Here is a 20,974-nt window from a genome sequence, read left to right as displayed (position 1 = left end):
TAGCAAATGAGTGGTGACTTCCTCGCTCTGGCACAGCCGGGCGTGCAACAACTTTCGCCTTACGTTCCGGGCAAGCCCGTGGACGAACTGGCGCGCGAGCTGAACATCGATCCGGCCAGCATCGTCAAACTGGCGAGCAACGAAAATCCATTGGGCGCCAGTCCCAAGGCTCTGGCAGCGATTCACGAAGCGCTGGCCGAGCTGACCCGTTATCCGGACGGCAACGGTTTTGCGCTCAAGACCCTGCTGGCCGATCAGTGCCGCGTCGAGCTCAATCAGGTGACGCTGGGCAACGGTTCCAACGACATCCTGGAGCTGGTCGCTCGTGCCTATCTGGCGCCGGGTCTGAATGCCGTGTTCAGCGAGCACGCGTTTGCGGTCTATCCGATCGTCACGCAAGCTGTCGGCGCTACGGCCAAAGTGATCCCGGCCAAAGACTGGGGCCATGATCTGTCGGCCATGCTGGCCGCGATCGATGCCGATACCCGCGTGGTGTTCATCGCCAACCCGAACAACCCGACCGGGACCTGGTTTGGCGCCGAGGCGCTGGACGAATTCCTGCAGGACGTACCGGAACACGTGCTGGTGGTGCTGGACGAGGCCTACATCGAATACGCCGAAGGCAGCGACTTGCCGGATGGCCTGGATTTCTTGGCGGCTTACCCGAACCTGCTGGTTTCTCGCACGTTCTCCAAGGCCTATGGCCTGGCGGCGTTGCGGGTCGGCTATGGCTTGTCCACTGCGGTGGTGGCGGATGTGCTGAACCGCGTGCGTCAGCCATTCAACGTCAACAGCCTGGCCCTCGCCGCAGCGTGTGCTGCGCTGCAAGACACCGAGTACCTGGCTGAAAGCCGTCGCCTGAACGAATCCGGCATGCAGCAACTGCAAGCGGGTTTCCGTGAGCTGGGGTTGAGCTGGATTCCGTCCAAGGGCAACTTCATCTGCGTCGATCTGGGTCGTGTTGCGGCACCGGTCTTCCAGGGCTTGCTGCGCGAAGGCGTGATCGTGCGTCCGGTGGCCAATTACGGCATGCCGAACCACTTGCGCATCACCATCGGTTTGCCGGCTGAAAACAGCCGCTTCCTTGAGGCGCTGACCAAGGTTCTGGCTCGTGGTTGATGTCACTGCACTGCAATCTGCTGAGCCTATGATCGGTCGCCTGGTGGTGGTCGGTCTGGGGCTGATCGGCGGTTCGTTTGCCAAGGGTTTGCGTGAAAGCGGCCTGTGCCGCGAAGTAGTCGGGGTCGATCTCGACCCGCAGTCGCGCAAACTGGCGGTTGAGTTGGGTGTGGTGGATCGCTGTGAAGAAGACCTGGCCGCTGCTTGCCAGGGCGCCGACGTGATTCAACTGGCCGTGCCGATCCTTGCCATGGAAAAAATGCTCGGCCGATTGGCTGGCATGGACTTGGGCCAAGCGATTCTGACTGACGTCGGCAGCGCCAAAGGCAATGTGGTGCGCGCGGCAACCGAAGCGTTTGGTGGCATGCCGGCGCGTTTCGTGCCGGGGCATCCGATTGCCGGTTCCGAGCAGAGCGGGGTGGAAGCCTCCAATGCCGAACTGTTCCGTCGCCATAAAGTGATTTTGACGCCGCTGGATCAGACTGATCCGGCAGCGCTGGCAGTGGTCGACCGTTTGTGGTGCGAATTGGGCGCCGATGTCGAGCACATGCAGGTCGAGCGTCACGACGAAGTGTTGGCGGCGACCAGCCATCTGCCGCACTTGTTGGCGTTCGGTTTGGTCGATTCGTTGGCCAAGCGCAATGAAAACCTTGAGATCTTCCGTTACGCTGCGGGCGGTTTCCGTGATTTCACAAGAATCGCGGGTAGCGACCCGGTCATGTGGCACGACATCTTCCTCGCCAACCGCGAAGCTGTCCTGCGCACACTCGATACATTTCGCAGCGACCTCGACGCCTTGCGCGACGCGGTCGATGCAGGGGATGGGCACCAGTTGTTGGGCGTGTTCACTCGCGCCCGGGTTGCCCGCGAGCATTTCAGTAAAATCCTGGCCCGCCGGGCCTATGTGGACGCTATGAATTCCAACGACCTGATTTTCCTGGCACAACCTGGTGGCCGCCTGACTGGGCGGATTCGTGTACCGGGCGACAAATCGATTTCCCACCGTTCGATCATGCTCGGCTCCCTGGCTGAAGGCGTCACCGAAGTGGAAGGTTTCCTCGAGGGCGAAGACGCCCTGGCAACCTTGCAAGCCTTCCGCGACATGGGCGTCGTGATCGAAGGTCCGCACCACGGTCGCGTGACCATTCACGGCGTCGGCCTGCATGGTCTGAAGCCTGCGCCGGGCCCGATCTATCTGGGCAACTCCGGCACATCGATGCGTCTGCTGTCTGGCCTGTTGGCTGCGCAGAACTTCGACAGCACGCTGACGGGCGATGCTTCGTTGTCCAAGCGTCCGATGAATCGCGTGGCCAATCCGCTGCGTGAAATGGGCGCTGTGATCGAGACCGCTGCTGAAGGTCGTCCGCCGATGACTATTCGCGGCGGCAACAAGCTCAAAGGCCTGACTTACACCATGCCAATGGCCAGTGCCCAGGTTAAATCCTGCCTGCTGCTGGCGGGTTTGTACGCCGAAGGCAAAACCACCGTCACCGAGCCAGCTCCAACCCGCGACCACACCGAGCGCATGCTGCGTGGCTTCGGCTACCCGGTCAGCGTCAACGGTGCGACCGCGTCGGTCGAGTCCGGCCACAAGCTGACCGCGACCCACATTGAAGTGCCGGGCGATATCTCGTCGTCGGCGTTCTTCCTGGTGGCCGCGTCGATCGCCGAAGGTTCGGAGCTGGTGCTTGAGCACGTCGGCATCAACCCGACCCGTACCGGTGTGATCGATATTCTGCGTCTGATGGGCGCTGACATCACCCTGGAAAACCAGCGTGAAGTCGGCGGCGAACCGGTCGCAGATCTGCGCGTACGTGCAGCTAAACTCAAAGGTATCGAGATTCCCGAAGCGCTGGTTCCGCTGGCCATCGACGAATTCCCGGTGCTGTTCGTGGCCGCCGCCTGTGCCGAAGGGCGCACCATCCTGCGTGGCGCCGAAGAGCTGCGGGTTAAAGAGTCGGACCGGATTCAGGTCATGGCGGATGGCTTGCTGGCGCTGGGTGTCAAATGCGAACCGACCCCGGACGGCATCATCATCGACGGCGGCCAGATCGGCGGCGGCGAAGTGCACGGGCACGGCGATCACCGGATTGCCATGGCCTTCAGCGTGGCTTCGCTGCGCGCCACTGCGCCGATCCGCATCCATGATTGCGCCAACGTCGCGACGTCGTTCCCGAACTTCCTCGCGCTGTGCGCGCAGGTCGGCATCCGTGTTGCACAAGAGGCTCAGTCGTGATTATCAAGCCACCGGTCATCACCATCGACGGGCCTAGCGGTTCGGGCAAGGGCACTATTGCCGGGATTCTGGCCAAGCGTCTGGGCTGGTGCCTGCTGGATTCGGGTGCGCTGTACCGTCTGTTGGCATTCGCCGCGCGCAACCATGGCGTGGATCTGACCAATGAAGAGTCGCTGAAACTGCTGGCCGCTCATCTGGACGTGCAATTCGTCGGTGCGACCGAAGGTCATCCGCAGCGGATCATACTTGAAGGTGACGATGTCACTGATGATCTGCGTAACGAACAGGTCGGCGCCTGGGCTTCCCAGGTCGCTGCGCTGCCGGCAGTGCGTGATGCGCTGCTCCAGCGCCAGCGGGCGTTTCAGGAGGCTCCGGGTCTGGTGGCCGATGGCCGCGACATGGGCACGGTGGTTTTCCCGGATGCGCCGCTGAAGATATTCCTCACTGCCAGTGCCGAGGAGCGTGCGCGCCGTCGATACTTGCAGTTGAAGGGCAAAGTCGATGGTGTTAGTCTGTCGAGTCTGCTAGATGAGATACGTGTCCGCGATGAGCGTGACACCCAGCGAGCGGTAGCCCCGCTCAAACCGGCGGCTGACGCCATACAGCTGGATTCCACGGAATTATCCATCGATCAGGTGCTGGAACGCATCATGAGTGAAATCGCCATTCGCGATATCGCCGGGTGACCAAGAAGCGACTCAGGGGACCAGTCATAGTCCTGCGCCGTTTCTTCAAATGAACATAACCCACGTCGTCTGGGATGTGGAGATGGGCGTATCCTTCGCCCTTATTCAACAGGAATTAAAATGAGCGAAAGCTTTGCGGAACTCTTTGAAGAAAGCCTAAAAACCCTGAACCTTCAGGCAGGCTCCATCATCACCGGTGTTATCGTTGATATCGATTACCAAGCTCGCTGGGTAACCGTTCACGCTGGCCTGAAGTCTGAAGCACTCATCCCGCTTGAGCAGTTCTACAACGATGCTGGCGAACTGACTATCAACGTCGGTGACGAAGTTCACGTTGCTCTGGACTCGGTTGAAGACGGCTTTGGTGAAACCAAGCTGTCCCGTGAAAAAGCCAAGCGCGCTGAATGCTGGATTGTTCTGGAAGCAGCCTTCGCAGCCGAAGAAGTGGTCAAGGGCGTTATCAACGGTAAGGTTAAAGGCGGCTTCACTGTCGACGTTAACGGCATCCGTGCGTTCCTGCCAGGTTCTCTGGTTGACGTCCGTCCAGTGCGCGACACCACGCACCTGGAAGGCAAAGAGCTGGAATTCAAGGTCATCAAACTCGACCAGAAACGCAACAACGTTGTCGTTTCCCGTCGTAGCGTCCTCGAAGCCGAGAACTCCGCTGAGCGTGAAGCTCTGCTGGAATCCCTGCAGGAAGGTCAACAAGTCAAAGGTATCGTCAAAAACCTCACCGATTACGGCGCATTCGTCGATCTGGGTGGCGTCGATGGCCTGCTGCACATTACCGACATGGCTTGGAAGCGTATCAAGCATCCTTCCGAAATCGTCAACGTTGGCGACGAGATCGATGTCAAGGTTCTGAAGTACGATCGCGAACGCAATCGTGTTTCCCTGGGCCTCAAGCAACTGGGCGAAGATCCATGGGTTGCTATCAAAGCCCGTTACCCAGAAAGCACTCGCGTTACCGCTCGTGTAACCAACCTGACCGACTACGGCTGCTTCGCTGAGCTGGAAGAAGGCGTTGAAGGTCTGGTGCACGTTTCCGAAATGGACTGGACCAACAAGAACATCCACCCTTCGAAAGTCGTACAAGTCGGCGACGAAGTGGAAGTTATGGTTCTGGACATCGACGAAGAGCGTCGTCGTATCTCCCTCGGCATCAAGCAGTGCAAATCTAACCCATGGGAAGATTTCTCTGGCCAGTTCAACAAGGGCGATAAAATCTCCGGCACCATCAAGTCGATCACCGATTTCGGTATCTTCATTGGTCTGGACGGCGGCATCGACGGTCTGGTTCACCTGTCCGACATCTCCTGGAACGAAGTGGGCGAAGAAGCCGTTCGCCGCTTCAAGAAGGGCGACGAGCTGGACACCGTTATCCTGTCGGTTGACCCAGAGCGCGAGCGTATCTCCCTGGGTATCAAGCAACTGGAAAGCGATCCGTTCTCCGAGTACGTTCAAGAGAACGACAAAGGCGCAATCGTTAAAGGCATCGTGAAAGAAGTTGACGCTAAAGGCGCCATCATCACTCTGGCCGACGATATCGAAGCGACTCTGAAAGCCTCCGAAATCAGCCGTGACCGCGTTGAAGACGCGCGCAACGTTCTGAAAGAAGGCGAAGAAGTAGAAGCCAAGATCATCAGCGTTGACCGCAAGAGCCGTGTAATCCAGCTCTCCATCAAGTCGAAAGACGTTGAAGAAGAGAAAGAAGCCATCCAAAGCCTGCGCGACAAGCCAGCTTCGGATACCGCTGCTCCTGGTCCTACCACTCTGGGCGACCTGTTGCGTGCACAAATGGAAAAACAGAACTAAGTTCTGTCAGACCATAGAAAAAGGGCGACTTCGGTCGCCCTTTTTTGTGCCTGCGATTTGGTGATTTTGATGGTTTCGTGGCGCTGCGATTGTTTGCCGTGAAACCAAACCTCCCGGCAAGTTGTCTCTTTCTTTAATCGGATCAATCGCTTATTTACAGCTAGTCTTTAGCTTGAAGCGAACGACCGTCGGGCGGCGTGTCCAGCCTAAGGAAGTGAATGAACAAGCTCATTGTCGTCATAGCAGTACTGACATTGGCGGGCTGTACCACTAATGCCAAGACTCACGCAGTGCGTGGGGTCAGTGGCATCGAGATCGATTGTTCGGGGCTGGGGTCGGGATGGGAGAAGTGTCGCAAGCGAGCGAACAAGGAGTGCATGGGGGCGGGCTATAAAGTTATAGCCCGGTCCGATGATGCTAAAGACGAGGATGAGTACCCCTTTGGCTTTAATCCCGCGGGCTATCTGACGCGCACCATGCTGGTGATCTGTAGATGAGTGCGTGAGTGTACGATCAGCGTTCCGATGCGCTGGAGGAGTGCATCTCATTGCTGGTGGAGTATGTCAAAAACTCGGGCTGTTCAAATTCATCCGGGCGTGCTAAAACCTTTGAAGCGCTGATCTAGCTGCTTGAAAAAGAAGGGAAAAATATGACGAAGTCGGAGTTGATCGAACGAATTGTCACCCATCAAGGGCTGCTCTCATCCAAGGATGTGGAGCTGGCCATCAAGACCATGCTCGAACAAATGTCCCAATGTCTGGCCACCGGTGATCGCATCGAGATCCGTGGGTTTGGCAGCTTCTCCTTGCACTACCGCGCGCCTCGCGTAGGTCGCAATCCAAAAACTGGTCAGTCCGTCAGCCTCGACGGCAAGTTCGTGCCGCATTTCAAGCCAGGCAAAGAATTGCGCGATCGTGTGAACGAGGACGAGGAGGAAGGGCTTTGACAGTCGTCGCCATTCAAGGAACCGCTCATGCGTAACCTCAAGCGCGTACTGCTCGCCGTATTCGTCCTGTTGCTGATTTTGGCGATCCTGGCGTTCGTTCTCGAGAATCAGCAATCGGTTTCCCTGCTGTTCCTGGGTTGGGCGGGGCCGCAACTACCGGTATCGCTGGTCATGGTTGTTGCGCTGTTAATTGGGATGGTGATCGGGCCGATTCTGGGCTGGTTTCTGGGGCGTACTTCCAGAGTTTCACGCAAGCGCCTTGTCTGATTGCGACATGGCGCGGAAGGCGCACTAAACTTTAGCCACACTTTGTCTATATCCATTAGTAAAACCGTCATTAAGCTGTAAAATGCTTCGCTTGTCCGATAGTGGCATATTCCCACATCGGTTCAGACTGACTCTGTCAGAGGCCTCAGCTGGCTTGATGGCTTCTGCATTCATGGATTAGACAGTGCTCGGTTGGCGGCCCTGTCAGTAACTCAAGGGTATGGTTTCGCGTGAAAATTCTAGTAACCGGCGGCGCCGGGTTTATCGGCTCGGCAGTCATCCGTCATATCATCTCCAACACTAACGACTCTGTCGTAAACGTCGATAAGCTGACTTACGCCGGTAATCTTGAGTCATTGGCCGAAGTTAGCCAGAACTCGCGTTACGTGTTCGAGCGCGTCGATATCTGCGACCGCGATCAAATCGACCGCGTCCTGCTTGAACACCAACCGGATGCGATCATGCACCTGGCCGCAGAGTCCCACGTTGACCGCTCGATCTCCGGTCCGTCTGAGTTCATCCAGACCAACATCATCGGCACTTACACTTTGCTGGAGGCTGCACGCCACTATTGGGCGGCGCTGGATGACGCGCGTAAAGCCAACTTCCGCTTTCACCATATTTCGACCGACGAAGTTTACGGAGACCTCGAAGGTCCGGAAGACCTCTTCACCGAAACCACGCCGTATCAGCCAAGCTCGCCTTACTCCGCCAGCAAGGCCAGTTCCGATCACCTGGTTCGTGCCTGGAGCCGTACTTACGGCTTGCCGACCCTGGTCACCAACTGCTCGAACAACTACGGCCCATGCCATTTCCCTGAGAAGTTGATCCCACTGATCATTCTCAATGCACTGGAAGGCAAGCCGCTGCCGGTCTACGGCAAAGGCAACCAAGTCCGCGACTGGCTCTACGTCGAAGACCACGCCCGCGCACTGTACAAAGTCGTGACCGAAGGCGTTATCGGCGAGACGTACAACATCGGGGGCCATAATGAAAAGCAAAACATCGAAGTGGTGCATACCCTGTGCGCACTGCTCGACGAACTGCGTCCCGATTCTGCTCACCGTCCACATGCCAGCCTGATCACTTACGTTCAGGACCGCCCGGGCCACGATCAGCGTTACGCAATCGACGCCAGCAAAATCCAGCGTGAGCTGGGTTGGACGCCGGAAGAAACCTTTGAAACCGGCATCCGCAAAACGGTCGAGTGGTACCTCAACAACACTGAATGGGTAGCTCACGTTAAGAGCGGCAGCTATCAGCAGTGGATCGACCAGAACTACGCGGATCGTTCGAACAAGGCATGAAAATACTTCTGCTGGGAAAAAACGGCCAGGTAGGCTGGGAGCTGCAGCGCTCCCTCGCACCGCTGGGTGAGTTAATCGCCCTGGACCGTCATACGGTTGATGGCTTGTGCGGAGATCTGTCCGATCTCGATGCCTTGCGCGCAACGATCCGCCAGGTCAAGCCCGACGTCATCGTTAACGCTGCGGCCTACACGGCCGTTGATAAAGCTGAGTCCGAGACCGAACTGGCCGACCGTGTGAACGGTCAGGCAAGCCAAGTCATGGCCGAAGAGGCCACGACTCTGGGTGCCTGGCTGATTCATTATTCGACTGACTACGTCTTCAGCGGCCAGGGCTTTACTCCGTGGCAAGAGTCGGATGCAGTCGCCCCGGTGAATCACTACGGCGCGAGTAAACTGGCCGGCGAACAGGCGATTACCGCGTCGGGCTGCAAGCATCTGATCTTTCGCACCAGCTGGGTCTATGGCGCTCGCGGCAACAACTTCGCCAAGACCATGCTGCGTCTGGCCAAGGATCGCGAAACCTTGAGCGTTATCGCCGACCAGATCGGAGCCCCGACGGGTGCAGACCTGATTGCTGACGTGACCGCGCTGGCCATTCAGCAAGTTCTGCAACGTCCCGAGCTGTCGGGCTTGTATCACTTGGCGGCCAGTGGCGAAGTGTCCTGGCACGGCTATGCCAGTCATGTGATCGGTTTCGCCCAAGACAACGGCGAGCAGCTCGCCGTAACGGCGATCAATCCGATTGAAACGACGGCTTATCCAACACCTGCGCGCCGCCCTCTGAATTCGCGATTGAATACTCAGAAGCTGCGTGACAATTTTTCTCTACACTTGCCGGATTGGCAAAGTGGCGTAACCCGAATGCTTAGGGAAGTTCTGAATAAATGACCACGACAAATCGTAAAGGCATCATCCTCGCCGGCGGCTCAGGTACGCGCCTGCATCCGTTGACCCTTGGCGTGTCCAAGCAGATGCTGCCGATCTACGACAAACCGATGATCTTCTATCCGCTATCGGTGTTGATGCTCGCGGGTATGCGCGAAATTCTGATCATCTCTACCCCGGAAGATTTGCCCTGCTTCCGTAAACTGCTCGGTGACGGAAGCCTGTACGGCATCAAGCTGACTTACGCCGAACAGCCTAGCCCGGACGGCCTGGCGCAAGCGTTCATCATCGGTGAAGAGTTCATTGGCAAGGATCCTTGCTGTCTGATCCTGGGTGACAACATTTTCTACGGTCAGCACTTCTCGGACAACCTGCGCTCCGCCAGCTCTCAACAGCATGGCGCTACGGTGTTCGGTTATCACGTGTCTGACCCCGAGCGTTTCGGTGTGGTTGAGTTCGACGCCTCCGGTCGCGCCCTGAGCATCGAAGAAAAACCGCTGAAGCCCAAATCCAGTTATGCGGTCACCGGCTTGTACTTCTACGACAACCAGGTTGTCGAGATCGCCAAGAACATCAAGCCATCAGAGCGGGGCGAGCTGGAAATCACCGACGTTAACCGCGCCTACCTCGAGCAGAACACCCTCAATGTAGAAATGCTCGGACGCGGTTTTGCCTGGCTGGACACGGGGACTCACGACTCGTTGCTCGAAGCCAGTCACTTCGTGCACACGATCGAGCAGCGTCAAGGCTTGAAAGTGGCCTGCCTGGAGGAGATCGCCTACAACAACGGTTGGATTACCGCTGAGCAGTTGGGCGCTCAGGCCGATAAGCTGAAGAAGACTGGCTATGGTCAGTACCTGCAAAAACTGCTGGATTTGGGTTCCCTCTGAGTCGAGAGGGTTTACTTTCAAACCTAGCGTTTAATCCGTGCAAGCAGGAATAGCATGCCAGTAAAACATCCCAAGGTTGCAGTTTTGCTGGCTGCGTACAACGGAATGCAGTGGATTGAGGAGCAACTGGTCTCGATTCTCGGCCAGTTATCGGTCGACGTTACCCTGCACATTAGCATCGACCCCTCCACTGACGGCACCGAGGCGTGGTGTAAAGCTTATGCGGCTGAGCATCCAGCAGTTGTAGTGCTTCCGGATGCCAATCGCTTCGGCGGAGCATCGCGCAACTTCTTTCGGTTGATCCGGGACGTTGACTTCGATGGCTACGACTTCGTCGCCTTTGCCGACCAGGACGACATCTGGTATCCCGACAAGCTGCACAGAGCAACCCAGGCGCTGCAGGCACGAGGAGTAGATGCCTACTCCAGTAACGTGACGGCGTTCTGGCCAAGCGGCAGAACCCTGCTGCTGGACAAGGCGCAGCCTCAGGTCGCCTGGGATTTTTTGTTCGAGGCAGCCGGGCCTGGCTGCACCTATGTCTTTAGAAAAAGCCTGGTAGAAGCCTTGAAAGGCTCGATGCTCGCCAACTGGCAGCAACTGCAAGGTGTAACTTTGCATGACTGGTATTGCTACGCCTTTGCGCGCAGTCATGGTTACCGTTGGTATATCGACCCGTTACCCAGCATGGATTACCGGCAGCACGAGCGTAATCAGGTCGGTGCCAACACAGGCCTGAGTCCGTTGATCGCTCGTTACAAAACCATTCATGACGGTTGGTGGTTCGGTCAGGTTCGTCTGATTGCAGATCTGGTGGGGCAGGGGACGAAGCCCTTTGAAGGCGTCTTGCTGCAATTACGGCGTACGGAACTGATGAAGCTGTCCTTCAGTGCCTGGCAATGCAGGCGCCGGGTACGGGACAAGATTTTCTTCTTTTTTATCTGTTGGGTCACCGCGTTGATAGGAAACAAAGCTCAATGACAGCCCCAAAGGTATTGGTCACGGGGGCAGGCGGTTTCGTGGGTGAGGCGCTGGTTTTCAGGATGTTGGTGGACAAACAGTTCGCTCCGATCGCAGCCGCTCGCAGTCCCACCCGGTTACAGGGTTTATGCCCGGTTGTACCCTTTGATCTGAATGATCCTGAAGCCTTGTCTGAGTTGAAGGATGTAAGTGCGGTCGTCCACGCGGCGGCCAGAGTTCATGTGATGAACGAAATCGCTTCTGATGCCTTGGCCGAGTTTCGCAAGGTCAATGTGGAGGGCACTCTTCGGTTGGCAAAGCGCGCCGCTGAATCGGGAGTCAAGCGCTTCATCTTCATCAGTTCGATCAAGGTCAATGGCGAAAGCACCCTGCCAGGCAAGCCGTTCAAGGCTGACGATACTCCGGCTCCGGTGGATCCTTATGGCGTGTCCAAGCACGAGGCTGAACAAGCGCTGAGACAACTTGCTCGTGAAACCGGAATGGAAGTGGTGATTATTCGCCCGCCATTGATCTATGGGGCGGGGGTTAAAGCCAATTTTCTGAGTATGCTGCGCTGGCTCAACAAAGGTATTCCGTTACCGTTAGGAGCGGTCCGGAATCAGCGTAGCCTTGTGGCGATCGGAAACCTGGTGGACCTTATAATCACCTGCATCGATCATCCTGCCGCCGCTAACCAGACCTTTCTGGTCAGTGATGGCGAGGACTTATCCACAACCCAAATGCTACGTCGCCTGGGCAATGCGCTCGGGACGAAGGCCCGGCTCTTGCCATTGCCAGAGTGGTTGCTGGTAGTGGCGGCTGCGGCATTGAGAAAGCAATCCGTTGCTCAACGGATCTGCGGGTCATTGCAGGTCGACATCAGCAAAAATCGTGAATTATTGGGGTGGACGCCACCCATCAACATGGACGAAGCCATGCGCCAAACCGCAGGTCACTATCTGGACGCGCAGACGAAATGACTTTTTTGTGGCTGCTACTTGCAGTATTCGTTGTTTCCTGGGGGCTGACGCTTGTTTTACGTCGTTATGCTTTGGCCAAGAGCTTGATGGATATACCAAACGAGCGCAGCTCTCATTCTGTGCCTACTCCTCGGGGTGGAGGTGTAGCTATTGTTGTCTCCTTTCTGTTGGCGCTTCTGATCCTTCGCGGTCTTGATTTGATGAGCCTGGCGACGCTCTTTGGTTTGCTGGGGAGCGGCTTGTTGGTCGCGCTTATAGGTTTTGCCGATGATCACGGGCATATCGCTGCAAGGTGGCGCCTATTAGGCCATTTTGCTGCCTCGATATGGGCGTTATATTGGCTGGGAGGCTCTCCTTGCGTCACGCTCTTTGGCGCTACCCTTGATCCAGGGTGGATTGGGAATATTTTGTTTGTGCTGTATTTGGTCTGGATGCTGAATCTTTACAACTTCATGGATGGCATTGACGGCTTGGCCAGTGCTGAAGCGATCAGTGCCTGCCTCGGAATGTTGCTGGTCTATTGGTTTGGCGCAAACCTCGAACTGGCGTGGGGGCCTCTGGCTCTGGTGGCAGCGGTCGCGGGTTTTCTCTGTTGGAACTATCCGCCGGCGAAAATTTTCATGGGAGACGCAGGCAGTGGTTTTTTGGGGGTTGTATTGGCAGGGATGTCCATTCAGGCAGCCTCCAAGTCGCCCGAGTTGCTCTGGAGCTGGTTGATCATGCTTGGCGTTTTCATTGTTGATGCGACGTGGACCCTGATGCGCAGGCTTTTGCGAGGTGAAAAAGTATATGAAGCCCACCGCAGTCATGGTTACCAATATGCCTCTCGCAAGCACCGTAGCCATAAAACAGTAGTGCTGGCATCGATCACTATTAATTTTGTATGGCTCATGCCGTTATCGATCGCTGTAGCAAGTGGGTGGATTTCCGGATTTTTTGGTATGGTCGTGGCTTATGCTCCACTGCTATTTATCGCATGCACCTACAAAGCTGGAGAGTCGGAGCAAGTAGTGTAATTAAAAAGCGTCAGAAACACATATCAACACAGGTTTGTATGGTCGCCTCTCTTGTGGAGCGTCTTGGGATGTGTCTGCCGCTGATGTTGTGATATTTGCAGGTCGCTAAGCTGCATTGGTTAGGGGATTCGATTTAATGAGTGGTTTATTCAGTATGGTTGCTTCAAAAATTTGGCAAGTCGTAACGCGTTTTTTTCGAGGGCTGCGCTCTTTTTTGGCTAAGTCTAAAGCGCTCATTCGACCCTTTTATCAAAAGTTCCCTTTCCTTGTGTGGGTTCGTGTTCGTATACATTTGTTTTTCAAGCGTTTGCGCGAAAACATAATGTTGGTGATTTATTCGCGAAATAATACCAAGGCTATACAGGCTATATTGAATCGTCGTTTTTCACGGTTCCAGAACTCGTCGGTCGCCCAGGCGCAACCTGTTATTGATGTGTCGGTGGTGACGTTCAATAGTGGCAAGTGGATTGATGGTTTTTTTGAATCGTTAAGGGCGCAGAGTTACCCGCTCAGCAAATTGAATATGTTCTTTGTTGATAACGGGTCTTCGGACAGCACCCTCGAAGCATTGCAGCGTTGGCAGGCATTGCTTGGTCAGGAAGTGGCTGGTTTCGACATTCTGGAAGGCGACAATGTCGGGTTTGGTGCCGGGCATGAAAAAGCAATCCATAAAGGAAGCTCTGAGTATTTTCTTGTTAGTAATGTGGATATCGTTTTTGCCAAAGACGCTATAACCAGAGTGGTGGCCGCTGCTTTGGCTGATGCCAAGGCTGAGGTGGCTTCCTGGGAGTTGAGGCAGGCACCTTATGAGCATCCTAAATATTACGATCCGGTAACGTTGGAAACCAACTGGTCGTCCCATGCTTGCGTACTCGTAAGAAGGTCGGCTTACGTTAAAGTCGGTGGATACGAGCGCGAGATCTTCATGTATGGCGAAGACGTCGAGCTTTCCTATCGCTTCAGGTCGTATGGATACCAACTCAAGTATTGCCCATCTGCCGTCGTCTATCATTATACCTATGAGCATGAGCATCATATAAAACCGATTCAGTATACCGGCAGCACGCTGGCCAATGCTTATATCAGGCTACGCTATGGGAATTTGAGCGATAGAGTGGGTGGCTTTATTTTGCAGTGCCTGCTTTTGCTCCGTCCAGAACCCTATGCTGGCGCCCGTCGCGATGTGTTCAGAAACTTCGGTGTGATATTCAAGAAGGCTCGGTATTTTATGCGGGGCAAGGGGCCGAGTGAAAACTGCTATTTCCCTTTCAGGGGCTTTGATTATGAAATGATCAGGGATGGGGCGTTCTGGGAGGTGGGTGAGCCATTGACCGATTACCCTCTTGTTACTGTGGTAACTCGAACTTACAAGAATCGAGGAGAGTTTCTCAGGCAGTCCATGATGTCAGTGCTTAATCAGACGTATCCGAATATTGAGTTGATAGTCGTTGAGGATGGCGGTTCTACGATGAGCTCGGTTGTGGCTGATTTTGAATTTCCGGAGGGAATGAGTGTCAGTTACTACTCCCTCGATAAGGTCGGTCGTTCGGTTACCGGTAATTATGGTTTGGAAAAGGCAGCCGGAAAATATTGCATGTTTCTCGATGATGATGATTTGCTTTTTGCGGATCATGTCGAGGTGCTTGTTGGTGCGTTGGCGAAAAATTCTGATGCGGTAGCGGCCTACTCATTGGCGCTGGAAGTCGGTACTGTTGCCAGTGGCGTGGAAGAGCAATATTTTGAGGTTAGCCATTCTGTACCTCCGATTCTCAAGCAAGAATATGACTATGATGTTCTGTTGGATCACAACTTTATAGCGATCCAGTCTCTCCTTTTTCAAAAGGATCTCTACTTGCAACGAGGTGGATTTCAAACCGATATGAGCAGTCTCGAAGACTGGAACCTTTGGTTGCGGTATGGTTATGACAATAAGTTTGCTTATGTGCCAAAAACAACGTCTTTGTTTAGAACTCCTGGGGACCCCACTGTGCGGGTGGAGCGGCATATGCAGTTGCATGAAGCTTATTATATTGCCAAGAATCACGCAGTGAAAACGTGTAAGAGTTATACCTGAGTTCGTGCTTTAGCGGTTTTTGGCATTGAGTTTTGTGAATTGAGTCATTCCGTGTGAGTGGCTCTTTTTTTGTATTTCTCTATTGATGTAGCTCTGGCTCGTTAGTCGAAGTGGTTGGTTTTGTATACGGTTTGTTGACTCTTTATTGGTTTTTTGCTCCTCAATATTCTGGATTTTTGTCCAGATGGATGGGGGCAGCCCTTTAAATAAGCAAATCAGGCTGTTTCGGGAGGGGCGTAGGTCTGGGCCAGGATGGTTTCGAGCGGTGCCCCGTCCTGTGTCCCGTCAACGATTCAGTCCACTGTGTACGTGCCTGGGTTTGAGGTGTTTTTCGCTCTTGGCGGTAGGGGCTTGAGCCTTTTTTGTTGGGCGCTGCGGCTAGGCCATAGGTAAGACACCCGGTATTTCTGAGCTATTTTGAATGTTAAGACCAAAAAATGTTATAAATCAGTTTTGGTTGGTTTCGCGCTTGTTTGCTCCGGGTCAGTGACCGCGTTTGTGGTTCGCTCGGCCCAAGGGGGCTAACGTCGTCGACGTATAGTCGTCGCTGGAACCAGGGAGTGGTCATTTGCAAGTGTTACCCTTTTATGTAGGGCTATGGTTGTAGCCGTCTTACAGGGTGTTCGTATTAGTGCAGATAATTTACTCGTTTGGAAGTGCGTTGCTGAGAGTCAGCATGCCCATAGGATTTTTTGACGCATATGCTAAATATTAGTGATTTGTCATCAGTGGACAAACAAAAAGTCTTCGACTATCTCAAGTGGAACAGTTTCCGTTCCGAGAAGTACAAGGTTTTATACGTTAGTACCCCCAAAGTTGCGAGTACGTCCCTGAAGTGGTGGTTTGCAACACTGGAAGGTTGTTCGCAGGCCTTGCGTGGAGTCGGTGAGGCTGCGGGAAGTAATTCTGATCAAATTGTTCACGAGTTTCACAAGGTTGCGCCCCATGTCAGCGGGCTGGAAATAGACGACCTTTTGGAATCCCTTCTTTCTGATACATATTTTCGATTTGCCGCCGTACGAAACCCTTACAAGCGTATCTTCTCTGCATGGCAGTCGAAAATACTGTTGCAAGATCCACAGCAGGTCGCATTGTATCCAAAGTTTGAGTTGTTACAGCAACCGGTAAAAAGCGTAGCAGATGTTGCTTCGGCTTTTGAGGCGTTTCTGGAGTATCTCGCAAGCAATCGCGGATCTTCACCTGAGAAGGATTTTTGGGCGCCTCAAGCCACGCTATTGCGTCCGGATTTGATCAATTATTCCTTGTTGGTCAAAATTGAAAACTCCTCTGGACTCCATAAAGCATTATCGGAGCACTTCGGTGAGCAGGCCACCGATCCTTTCGCAGAGCCTTCGCCAAGTGAAAATGTCATTCCCTTCCTTCCTGCTTTTATAACGGAACGAAGTGCGAGTTTGATTAAAGAGCTGTATGCCGAAGATTTTGATGTCTTCGAATATGACAGGCAGATACCAGAACCTACAGAAGCGTTTTCGGTAGAGCAGTTGGATCTCGCGTTTGACGCGGCCAGGCTGATTCGGGAAAGTCGTCAACAAATAGATGCGCGCGCCCTTCAAATCCAGGACTTGACTCAACAGATCGAGGATTTGAATCAGCGGATTGCGTCATTGAATCCGACCCTGTTTGAACGCGAATCGCAGTTAAAAGAGCTCATGGGTTCTTTGGTTAAGCGCGACCGACATATTGCCAGTCTTGAGCAATCTGTGGGTGTGCTCAACAGGCAGTTAGTCGACCTCAAAGCCGTCTTGGTTGATCACGAAAAAGAGGGTGTCAGTCTGAAGGCTGATTTGCTCAAGACGCAGCAGGAACTCAATGCGTTACTCTTTTCGCATTCCTGGCGTTTAACCTCGCCTGTGCGCATAGTTACAGGGTTTGTGCGAGAGTCCGTCCATAACGTCAGGACGCTGACATGGAGTAAAGTACTCGACTCGTTAAGACGTCGTCGAGAGCTGTATAACGAAAACACTCTTCGTGAGATTCACGAAAGCGGGTTGTTTGACCCGGATTATTACCTTGCCAGTAATGCAGATGTGCGTGTAAAAGGCACTGATCCACTCAAGCACTACATGCTCAAGGGCTGGATAGAAAATCGCAATCCTTGCGCCGCTTTCAGTCCTTCGGATTATCTGTTGGCCAACCCTGATGTTGCCGAGGCTCAGGTACATCCGCTGCTTCACTACATTCAATGTGGCCAGCTCGAAGGTCGTCCAGTCAGATTGCCAGCTCGCATTTGCGAAATGACGGCGGTCAAGCGTCGTCCCGTCGGGCGTAATGCGGTTTTCAAGCCGTATGGTGAATATACACCGATACCGGTACTCAAGGCTGTGCTCGAGGCACAGATCGAAGTCGTCAAAAAGTCAGGATTGTTCGATGAGAAGTACTACCTTGCAATGTACAGCGATGTGCAGCAGGTCTCGGTAGATCCGCTCAGGCACTACTGTGAACAGGGCTGGCGCGAAGGTAAAAATCCGTCCATGGACTTTGATACGCGCGCCTACCTCGCACTTTACAAAGACATTCAACACATTGGTCTTAACCCGCTTTGGCATTACATTGTCACTGGCGCGGCGGAGCATAGAATAGCGGTACCGGACGCGCTCATTAATCACGAAAACGACATCCGTTTTGGTGAAGTTAACAGCGACATCAAGTTACTCGCGTTCTATGTATCGCCTGACTGGGAGGCGTTGCGTAGTGCCAGATTCGCTTCCAAGGGCAATCCGCAGCGATCGCGCCCTGATAAGACGCTTGGGTTGTATGATTCGTTGGACGGGCGTGTGCTCACCCAGCAGGCACTCAGTGCCAAGAGTCATGGCTTTTTCGGCTTTTGTTTCAAGCTGAGCGCAGATTCGGTTGCGCAAGCGTCGCCACAGCCTCTGGATACCTTTCTTGCCCATACGGAAATCGACTTTAATTTCTGTATTCAAATAGATTTGCATCAGGACGGTCTGTCGAACAACTTGATTACGCCTGTTGTTGCAGTTCTAGCTGATAAGCGATGTGTGCAGGTTGATGAGCGCCCCGTCATCGTGGTTAAGCTCAATGAATATGACGAAGACATAGTTGATTCAATTCGCAAGCTCCGTGAGCGATTGAATGAACTGTGTGACGGCGTGTACTTGATTGCTCAGTTTGGTTTCGCGGGTTCGGACGAGTTAGCGCAGGACCTGGATGGTTTGTGTGACGCCGCGCTTGATCTTTCTGCTGATCCTGTGCCGGGCGAAACTGGCGTATTTCCACCGCAAAACAAGAATGGAATAGATACCGTTCCGTATAACCTTGTTGCTTCGCAAGGGATCGTACGAGCACAGAAAGCACATCTTCGTGCTACTCCAGTTTTCCACGCTATTTCGTTAGGACGTGATGAAACTGCGCTTAAGCAATATTCTCCTCTGGTTTATTCGCGGTTTCACATTCGTGACTATGGGCGTTGGCTTGACGCGGCGATCAGGGGCGCGAGAAAGGCTCTCCCCGAGGATCGCCGTCTACTGTTCGTGAATGCCTGGAACAATTGGCAGGAAGGACTCTACGTTGAGCCAGACAGTATCACCGGTTTTGGTCGGTTGAACGAAACAACACGCGCTCTGCTGGATATTGATTCCAGTGTCGTTATGCCAAAAATTTCGGTAATTGTTCCAAATTATAATCATGAGAGCTATCTTGATCGTCGGCTGGATAGTATTTATGGGCAGACTTACAAGAATATAGAAGTCATCCTGATGGATGACTGTTCGACTGATGATAGCCGTTCGGTGTTAACTGGTTATGCGGAAAAGTACCCTGATATAACGCGCTTGTTGTTCAATGAGACGAATTCGGGTGGCGTTTTTCATCAGTGGGCTAAGGGGATCAAGGCGGCCACAGGTGACCTGGTATGGGTCGCTGAAAGCGATGACTACTGTGATGAGCGTTTCCTCGAGGCGCTTGTTAGCTGTTTTGATGATGAAGCGGTCATGCTTGCGTACTCGAAGTGTGAGTTCGTAACCACGGACGAAGTCGTTATGCCGGACCAGTTCCTTAACTATGTAAGTGATCTGGAGTGTGCGAATAAATGGGCCGGTTCCTATGTAAGCACGGCGCATAACGAAGTGCGTTCGGCGTTGGGTATCAAAAATACAATACCTAATGCCAGTGGCGTGATTTTCAAGCGTCCCGTTGATATGCCGCTGTTGGATGATCAGTCGTGGCTATCAATGAAAGTTGCTGGTGACTGGGTCTTCTATTTGCACATCCTGCGCGGCGGGAAGATTGCTTACTCCACTGAGGGTACAAACTTTTTCCGTCGACATTATGCAAGTACTGCCAACACCACTTATCGCAAAGAGGTCTTTTATCGCGAGCTCGGGGTGGCGAACAGAACGATCCAGTCCCTCTACAATGTTCCGATGTCGGTGCTTGAGGCTTGCGAGGCATCCAGCAAGAAGCTGTATGACCACTATGTCGGGGGCTCCGCAGAAGAGTTTTTACGCTGGTACGACCATGATTCGATTGTTCGTGCCAGGGCTGATCGCCTGCCGAACGTGATGGTTTCCACGATCGGCTTCTATCCGGGTGGTGCCGAAATCCTTCCGATTCGACTGGCAAACGAGTTTAAGCGCCAAGGTATTTCCGTTTCCTTGTTTAGCGCCGGGATACCAAAACGCGAAGACGGTGTTCGCAAAATGCTGAGAAGCGACGTGCCGGTGATCGAGACGTCGAATATCGAATCAGTGAAAGCGATCATTCATGATTTCGGAATTGAAGCACTCAATAGCCACCAGTGGTACGTTCAGAAGTATCCGGTCGATGTCCCGGATGTTTTTTCCGAGCTCGGCGCCCATGTGGCTGCTCTGCACGGGATGATTGAACATGGCAATGGAGTGACTGATGAACAGTTGCGCATTGCTGACAAAGGTGTCAGTACATGGGTCTACACCGCTGAGAAGAATCTTGTTCCTTTCTCGGACATCTCACTGTACGACAAGTCTTCTCCCCGTTTCGTCAAGGTTCCTAACGGGTTGCAGCCGCCGGAAATCGTTCCAATCTCGCGCGTGCAGATGGGTATACCGGAAGATGCTTTTGTATTGTGTTGTGTCAGTCGGGCAATTCCCGATAAAGGCTGGGGCGAAGCTATCCAGGCGGTAGAACTTGCGCGATCACTTTCCGGTCGGGACATCCGTATTATATTGGTCGGTAATGGCCTGGTGTACGATGAGTACTGTCAAGCAGGTGCGCCGGACTTCGTTTACCTGGCTGGCTTTAGTGATAACTCCGTAGGCCATTATGCTGCCGCGGACATGGGCATCATGTTATCGACCTTCAGGTCCGAGAGTTTCCCTCTGACCATTGTCGATTGCCTGTTTGCCGGCAAGCCATACATTGCCACAGACGTAGGCGACATCAAAAACATGTTGACGATAGAGAGTGGCGTTGCAGGGGAGATTATCAAGTTGGAAGATTGGGTAGTCCCAATCGACAGCACGGCCCGCGTGATTGCAGCGTTCGCGACAGATGAACGGAAATACCAGGAAGCCGTCGGCTTGGTGAAAGACGTTTCCAGTCGATATCGAATTGATGCCGTTGCCTCTCAATATCTTCGTTTGTTCGAGCGTGACATTCAGCAGCGCAGGGCGGAGTCGGCGAAGGCCGAAGGCTCTGGCATGACTGTCCAGGACCTGTAGCCGGACTTGCTGTAAGCAGGGCAGCTAGCGTTAAGGGGAGGGCTCGCAGGGCAGGTCCGGCTGATTGCCAGGCCTGCACTGAGAGCGAGACGGGCGTCTCCTGCAATTTGGTAAGC

The 20,974-nt window shown here is 53.9% G+C and carries 15 protein-coding genes; all 15 read left to right on the top strand.

Annotated features, from left to right (window positions below):
- Window positions 1–6: 6 nt before the first annotated feature.
- Window positions 7–1,119 carry a histidinol-phosphate transaminase gene (gene hisC / locus ACYZTW_RS24410; protein WP_462002138.1) on the top strand — a complete coding sequence of 371 codons (1,113 nt, stop codon included), beginning with the start codon at window positions 7–9 and terminating at the stop codon, window positions 1,117–1,119.
- A gap of 28 nt (window positions 1,120–1,147) precedes the next feature.
- Entirely contained in the window at window positions 1,148–3,355 is a 2,208-nt protein-coding gene (locus tag ACYZTW_RS24405) for a bifunctional prephenate dehydrogenase/3-phosphoshikimate 1-carboxyvinyltransferase (RefSeq protein ID WP_462005834.1), read from the top strand.
- A complete protein-coding gene (gene cmk, locus ACYZTW_RS24400; RefSeq protein WP_008148720.1) occupies window positions 3,352–4,041 on the top strand; it encodes a (d)CMP kinase in 690 nt (229 codons plus the stop codon). The genes ACYZTW_RS24405 and cmk overlap by 4 nt, the downstream gene beginning before the upstream one ends.
- Before the next feature lie 120 nt (window positions 4,042–4,161).
- Window positions 4,162–5,856, top strand: a complete 1,695-nt coding sequence (gene rpsA / locus ACYZTW_RS24395; RefSeq protein WP_140681797.1) for a 30S ribosomal protein S1 — start codon at window positions 4,162–4,164, stop codon at window positions 5,854–5,856.
- Between the two features lie 218 nt (window positions 5,857–6,074).
- Window positions 6,075–6,353 (top strand): hypothetical protein, encoded by a 279-nt coding sequence (locus ACYZTW_RS24390; RefSeq protein WP_462002137.1) that lies wholly within the window; start codon window positions 6,075–6,077, stop codon window positions 6,351–6,353.
- A gap of 152 nt (window positions 6,354–6,505) precedes the next feature.
- Window positions 6,506–6,802: an integration host factor subunit beta gene (gene ihfB / locus ACYZTW_RS24385; protein WP_003369729.1), complete on the top strand. Its 297-nt coding sequence runs from the start codon at window positions 6,506–6,508 to the stop codon at window positions 6,800–6,802.
- Window positions 6,803–6,829: 27 nt separating this feature from the next.
- Window positions 6,830–7,069: a LapA family protein gene (locus tag ACYZTW_RS24380; RefSeq protein WP_056744083.1), complete on the top strand. Its 240-nt coding sequence runs from the start codon at window positions 6,830–6,832 to the stop codon at window positions 7,067–7,069.
- Between the two features lie 230 nt (window positions 7,070–7,299).
- The gene (rfbB, locus tag ACYZTW_RS24375) at window positions 7,300–8,376 is read left to right on the top strand and encodes a dTDP-glucose 4,6-dehydratase (protein ID WP_462002136.1); all 1,077 of its coding nucleotides are present in this window, start codon (window positions 7,300–7,302) and stop codon (window positions 8,374–8,376) included.
- Window positions 8,373–9,266, top strand: coding sequence for a dTDP-4-dehydrorhamnose reductase (gene rfbD, locus ACYZTW_RS24370; protein WP_462002135.1), 894 nt, complete (start codon window positions 8,373–8,375; stop codon window positions 9,264–9,266). Before rfbB ends, rfbD begins: the two co-directional genes overlap by 4 nt.
- A complete protein-coding gene (gene rfbA, locus ACYZTW_RS24365; protein WP_462002134.1) occupies window positions 9,263–10,153 on the top strand; it encodes a glucose-1-phosphate thymidylyltransferase RfbA in 891 nt (296 codons plus the stop codon). The genes rfbD and rfbA overlap by 4 nt, the downstream gene beginning before the upstream one ends.
- A 54-nt stretch (window positions 10,154–10,207) precedes the next feature.
- Window positions 10,208–11,131 (top strand): glycosyltransferase, encoded by a 924-nt coding sequence (locus ACYZTW_RS24360; protein ID WP_462002133.1) that lies wholly within the window; start codon window positions 10,208–10,210, stop codon window positions 11,129–11,131.
- On the top strand, window positions 11,128–12,090 hold the full coding sequence (locus ACYZTW_RS24355) for a UDP-glucose 4-epimerase family protein (RefSeq protein WP_462002132.1): 963 nt from the start codon (window positions 11,128–11,130) through the stop codon (window positions 12,088–12,090). The genes ACYZTW_RS24360 and ACYZTW_RS24355 overlap by 4 nt, the downstream gene beginning before the upstream one ends.
- Entirely contained in the window at window positions 12,087–13,106 is a 1,020-nt protein-coding gene (locus ACYZTW_RS24350; RefSeq protein WP_462002131.1) for an MraY family glycosyltransferase, read from the top strand. Before ACYZTW_RS24355 ends, ACYZTW_RS24350 begins: the two co-directional genes overlap by 4 nt.
- A 136-nt stretch (window positions 13,107–13,242) precedes the next feature.
- Window positions 13,243–15,180: a glycosyltransferase family 2 protein gene (locus tag ACYZTW_RS24345; protein ID WP_462002130.1), complete on the top strand. Its 1,938-nt coding sequence runs from the start codon at window positions 13,243–13,245 to the stop codon at window positions 15,178–15,180.
- A 728-nt stretch (window positions 15,181–15,908) separates the two neighbouring features.
- Window positions 15,909–20,858 carry a glycosyltransferase gene (locus tag ACYZTW_RS24340; protein ID WP_462002129.1) on the top strand — a complete coding sequence of 1,650 codons (4,950 nt, stop codon included), beginning with the start codon at window positions 15,909–15,911 and terminating at the stop codon, window positions 20,856–20,858.
- The last annotated feature ends 116 nt before the right edge of the window (window positions 20,859–20,974 follow it).

Source organism: Pseudomonas sp. LB3P25, assembly GCF_054897985.1.
This window is presented reverse-complemented; position numbering and strand designations above follow the sequence as displayed.

What these genes read in the sequence shown, in the direction of transcription:
- hisC (WP_462002138.1), top strand. Translation starts at nt 7, where the DNA reads ATGAGTGGTGACTTCCTCGCTCTGGCACAGCCGGGCGTGCAACAACTT.
- ACYZTW_RS24405 (WP_462005834.1), top strand. Translation starts at nt 1,148, where the DNA reads ATGATCGGTCGCCTGGTGGTGGTCGGTCTGGGGCTGATCGGCGGTTCG.
- rpsA (WP_140681797.1), top strand. Translation starts at nt 4,162, where the DNA reads ATGAGCGAAAGCTTTGCGGAACTCTTTGAAGAAAGCCTAAAAACCCTG.
- ACYZTW_RS24390 (WP_462002137.1), top strand. Translation starts at nt 6,075, where the DNA reads ATGAACAAGCTCATTGTCGTCATAGCAGTACTGACATTGGCGGGCTGT.
- ihfB (WP_003369729.1), top strand. Translation starts at nt 6,506, where the DNA reads ATGACGAAGTCGGAGTTGATCGAACGAATTGTCACCCATCAAGGGCTG.
- ACYZTW_RS24380 (WP_056744083.1), top strand. Translation starts at nt 6,830, where the DNA reads ATGCGTAACCTCAAGCGCGTACTGCTCGCCGTATTCGTCCTGTTGCTG.
- rfbD (WP_462002135.1), top strand. Translation starts at nt 8,373, where the DNA reads ATGAAAATACTTCTGCTGGGAAAAAACGGCCAGGTAGGCTGGGAGCTG.
- rfbA (WP_462002134.1), top strand. Translation starts at nt 9,263, where the DNA reads ATGACCACGACAAATCGTAAAGGCATCATCCTCGCCGGCGGCTCAGGT.
- ACYZTW_RS24360 (WP_462002133.1), top strand. Translation starts at nt 10,208, where the DNA reads ATGCCAGTAAAACATCCCAAGGTTGCAGTTTTGCTGGCTGCGTACAAC.
- ACYZTW_RS24355 (WP_462002132.1), top strand. Translation starts at nt 11,128, where the DNA reads ATGACAGCCCCAAAGGTATTGGTCACGGGGGCAGGCGGTTTCGTGGGT.
- ACYZTW_RS24350 (WP_462002131.1), top strand. Translation starts at nt 12,087, where the DNA reads ATGACTTTTTTGTGGCTGCTACTTGCAGTATTCGTTGTTTCCTGGGGG.
- ACYZTW_RS24345 (WP_462002130.1), top strand. Translation starts at nt 13,243, where the DNA reads ATGAGTGGTTTATTCAGTATGGTTGCTTCAAAAATTTGGCAAGTCGTA.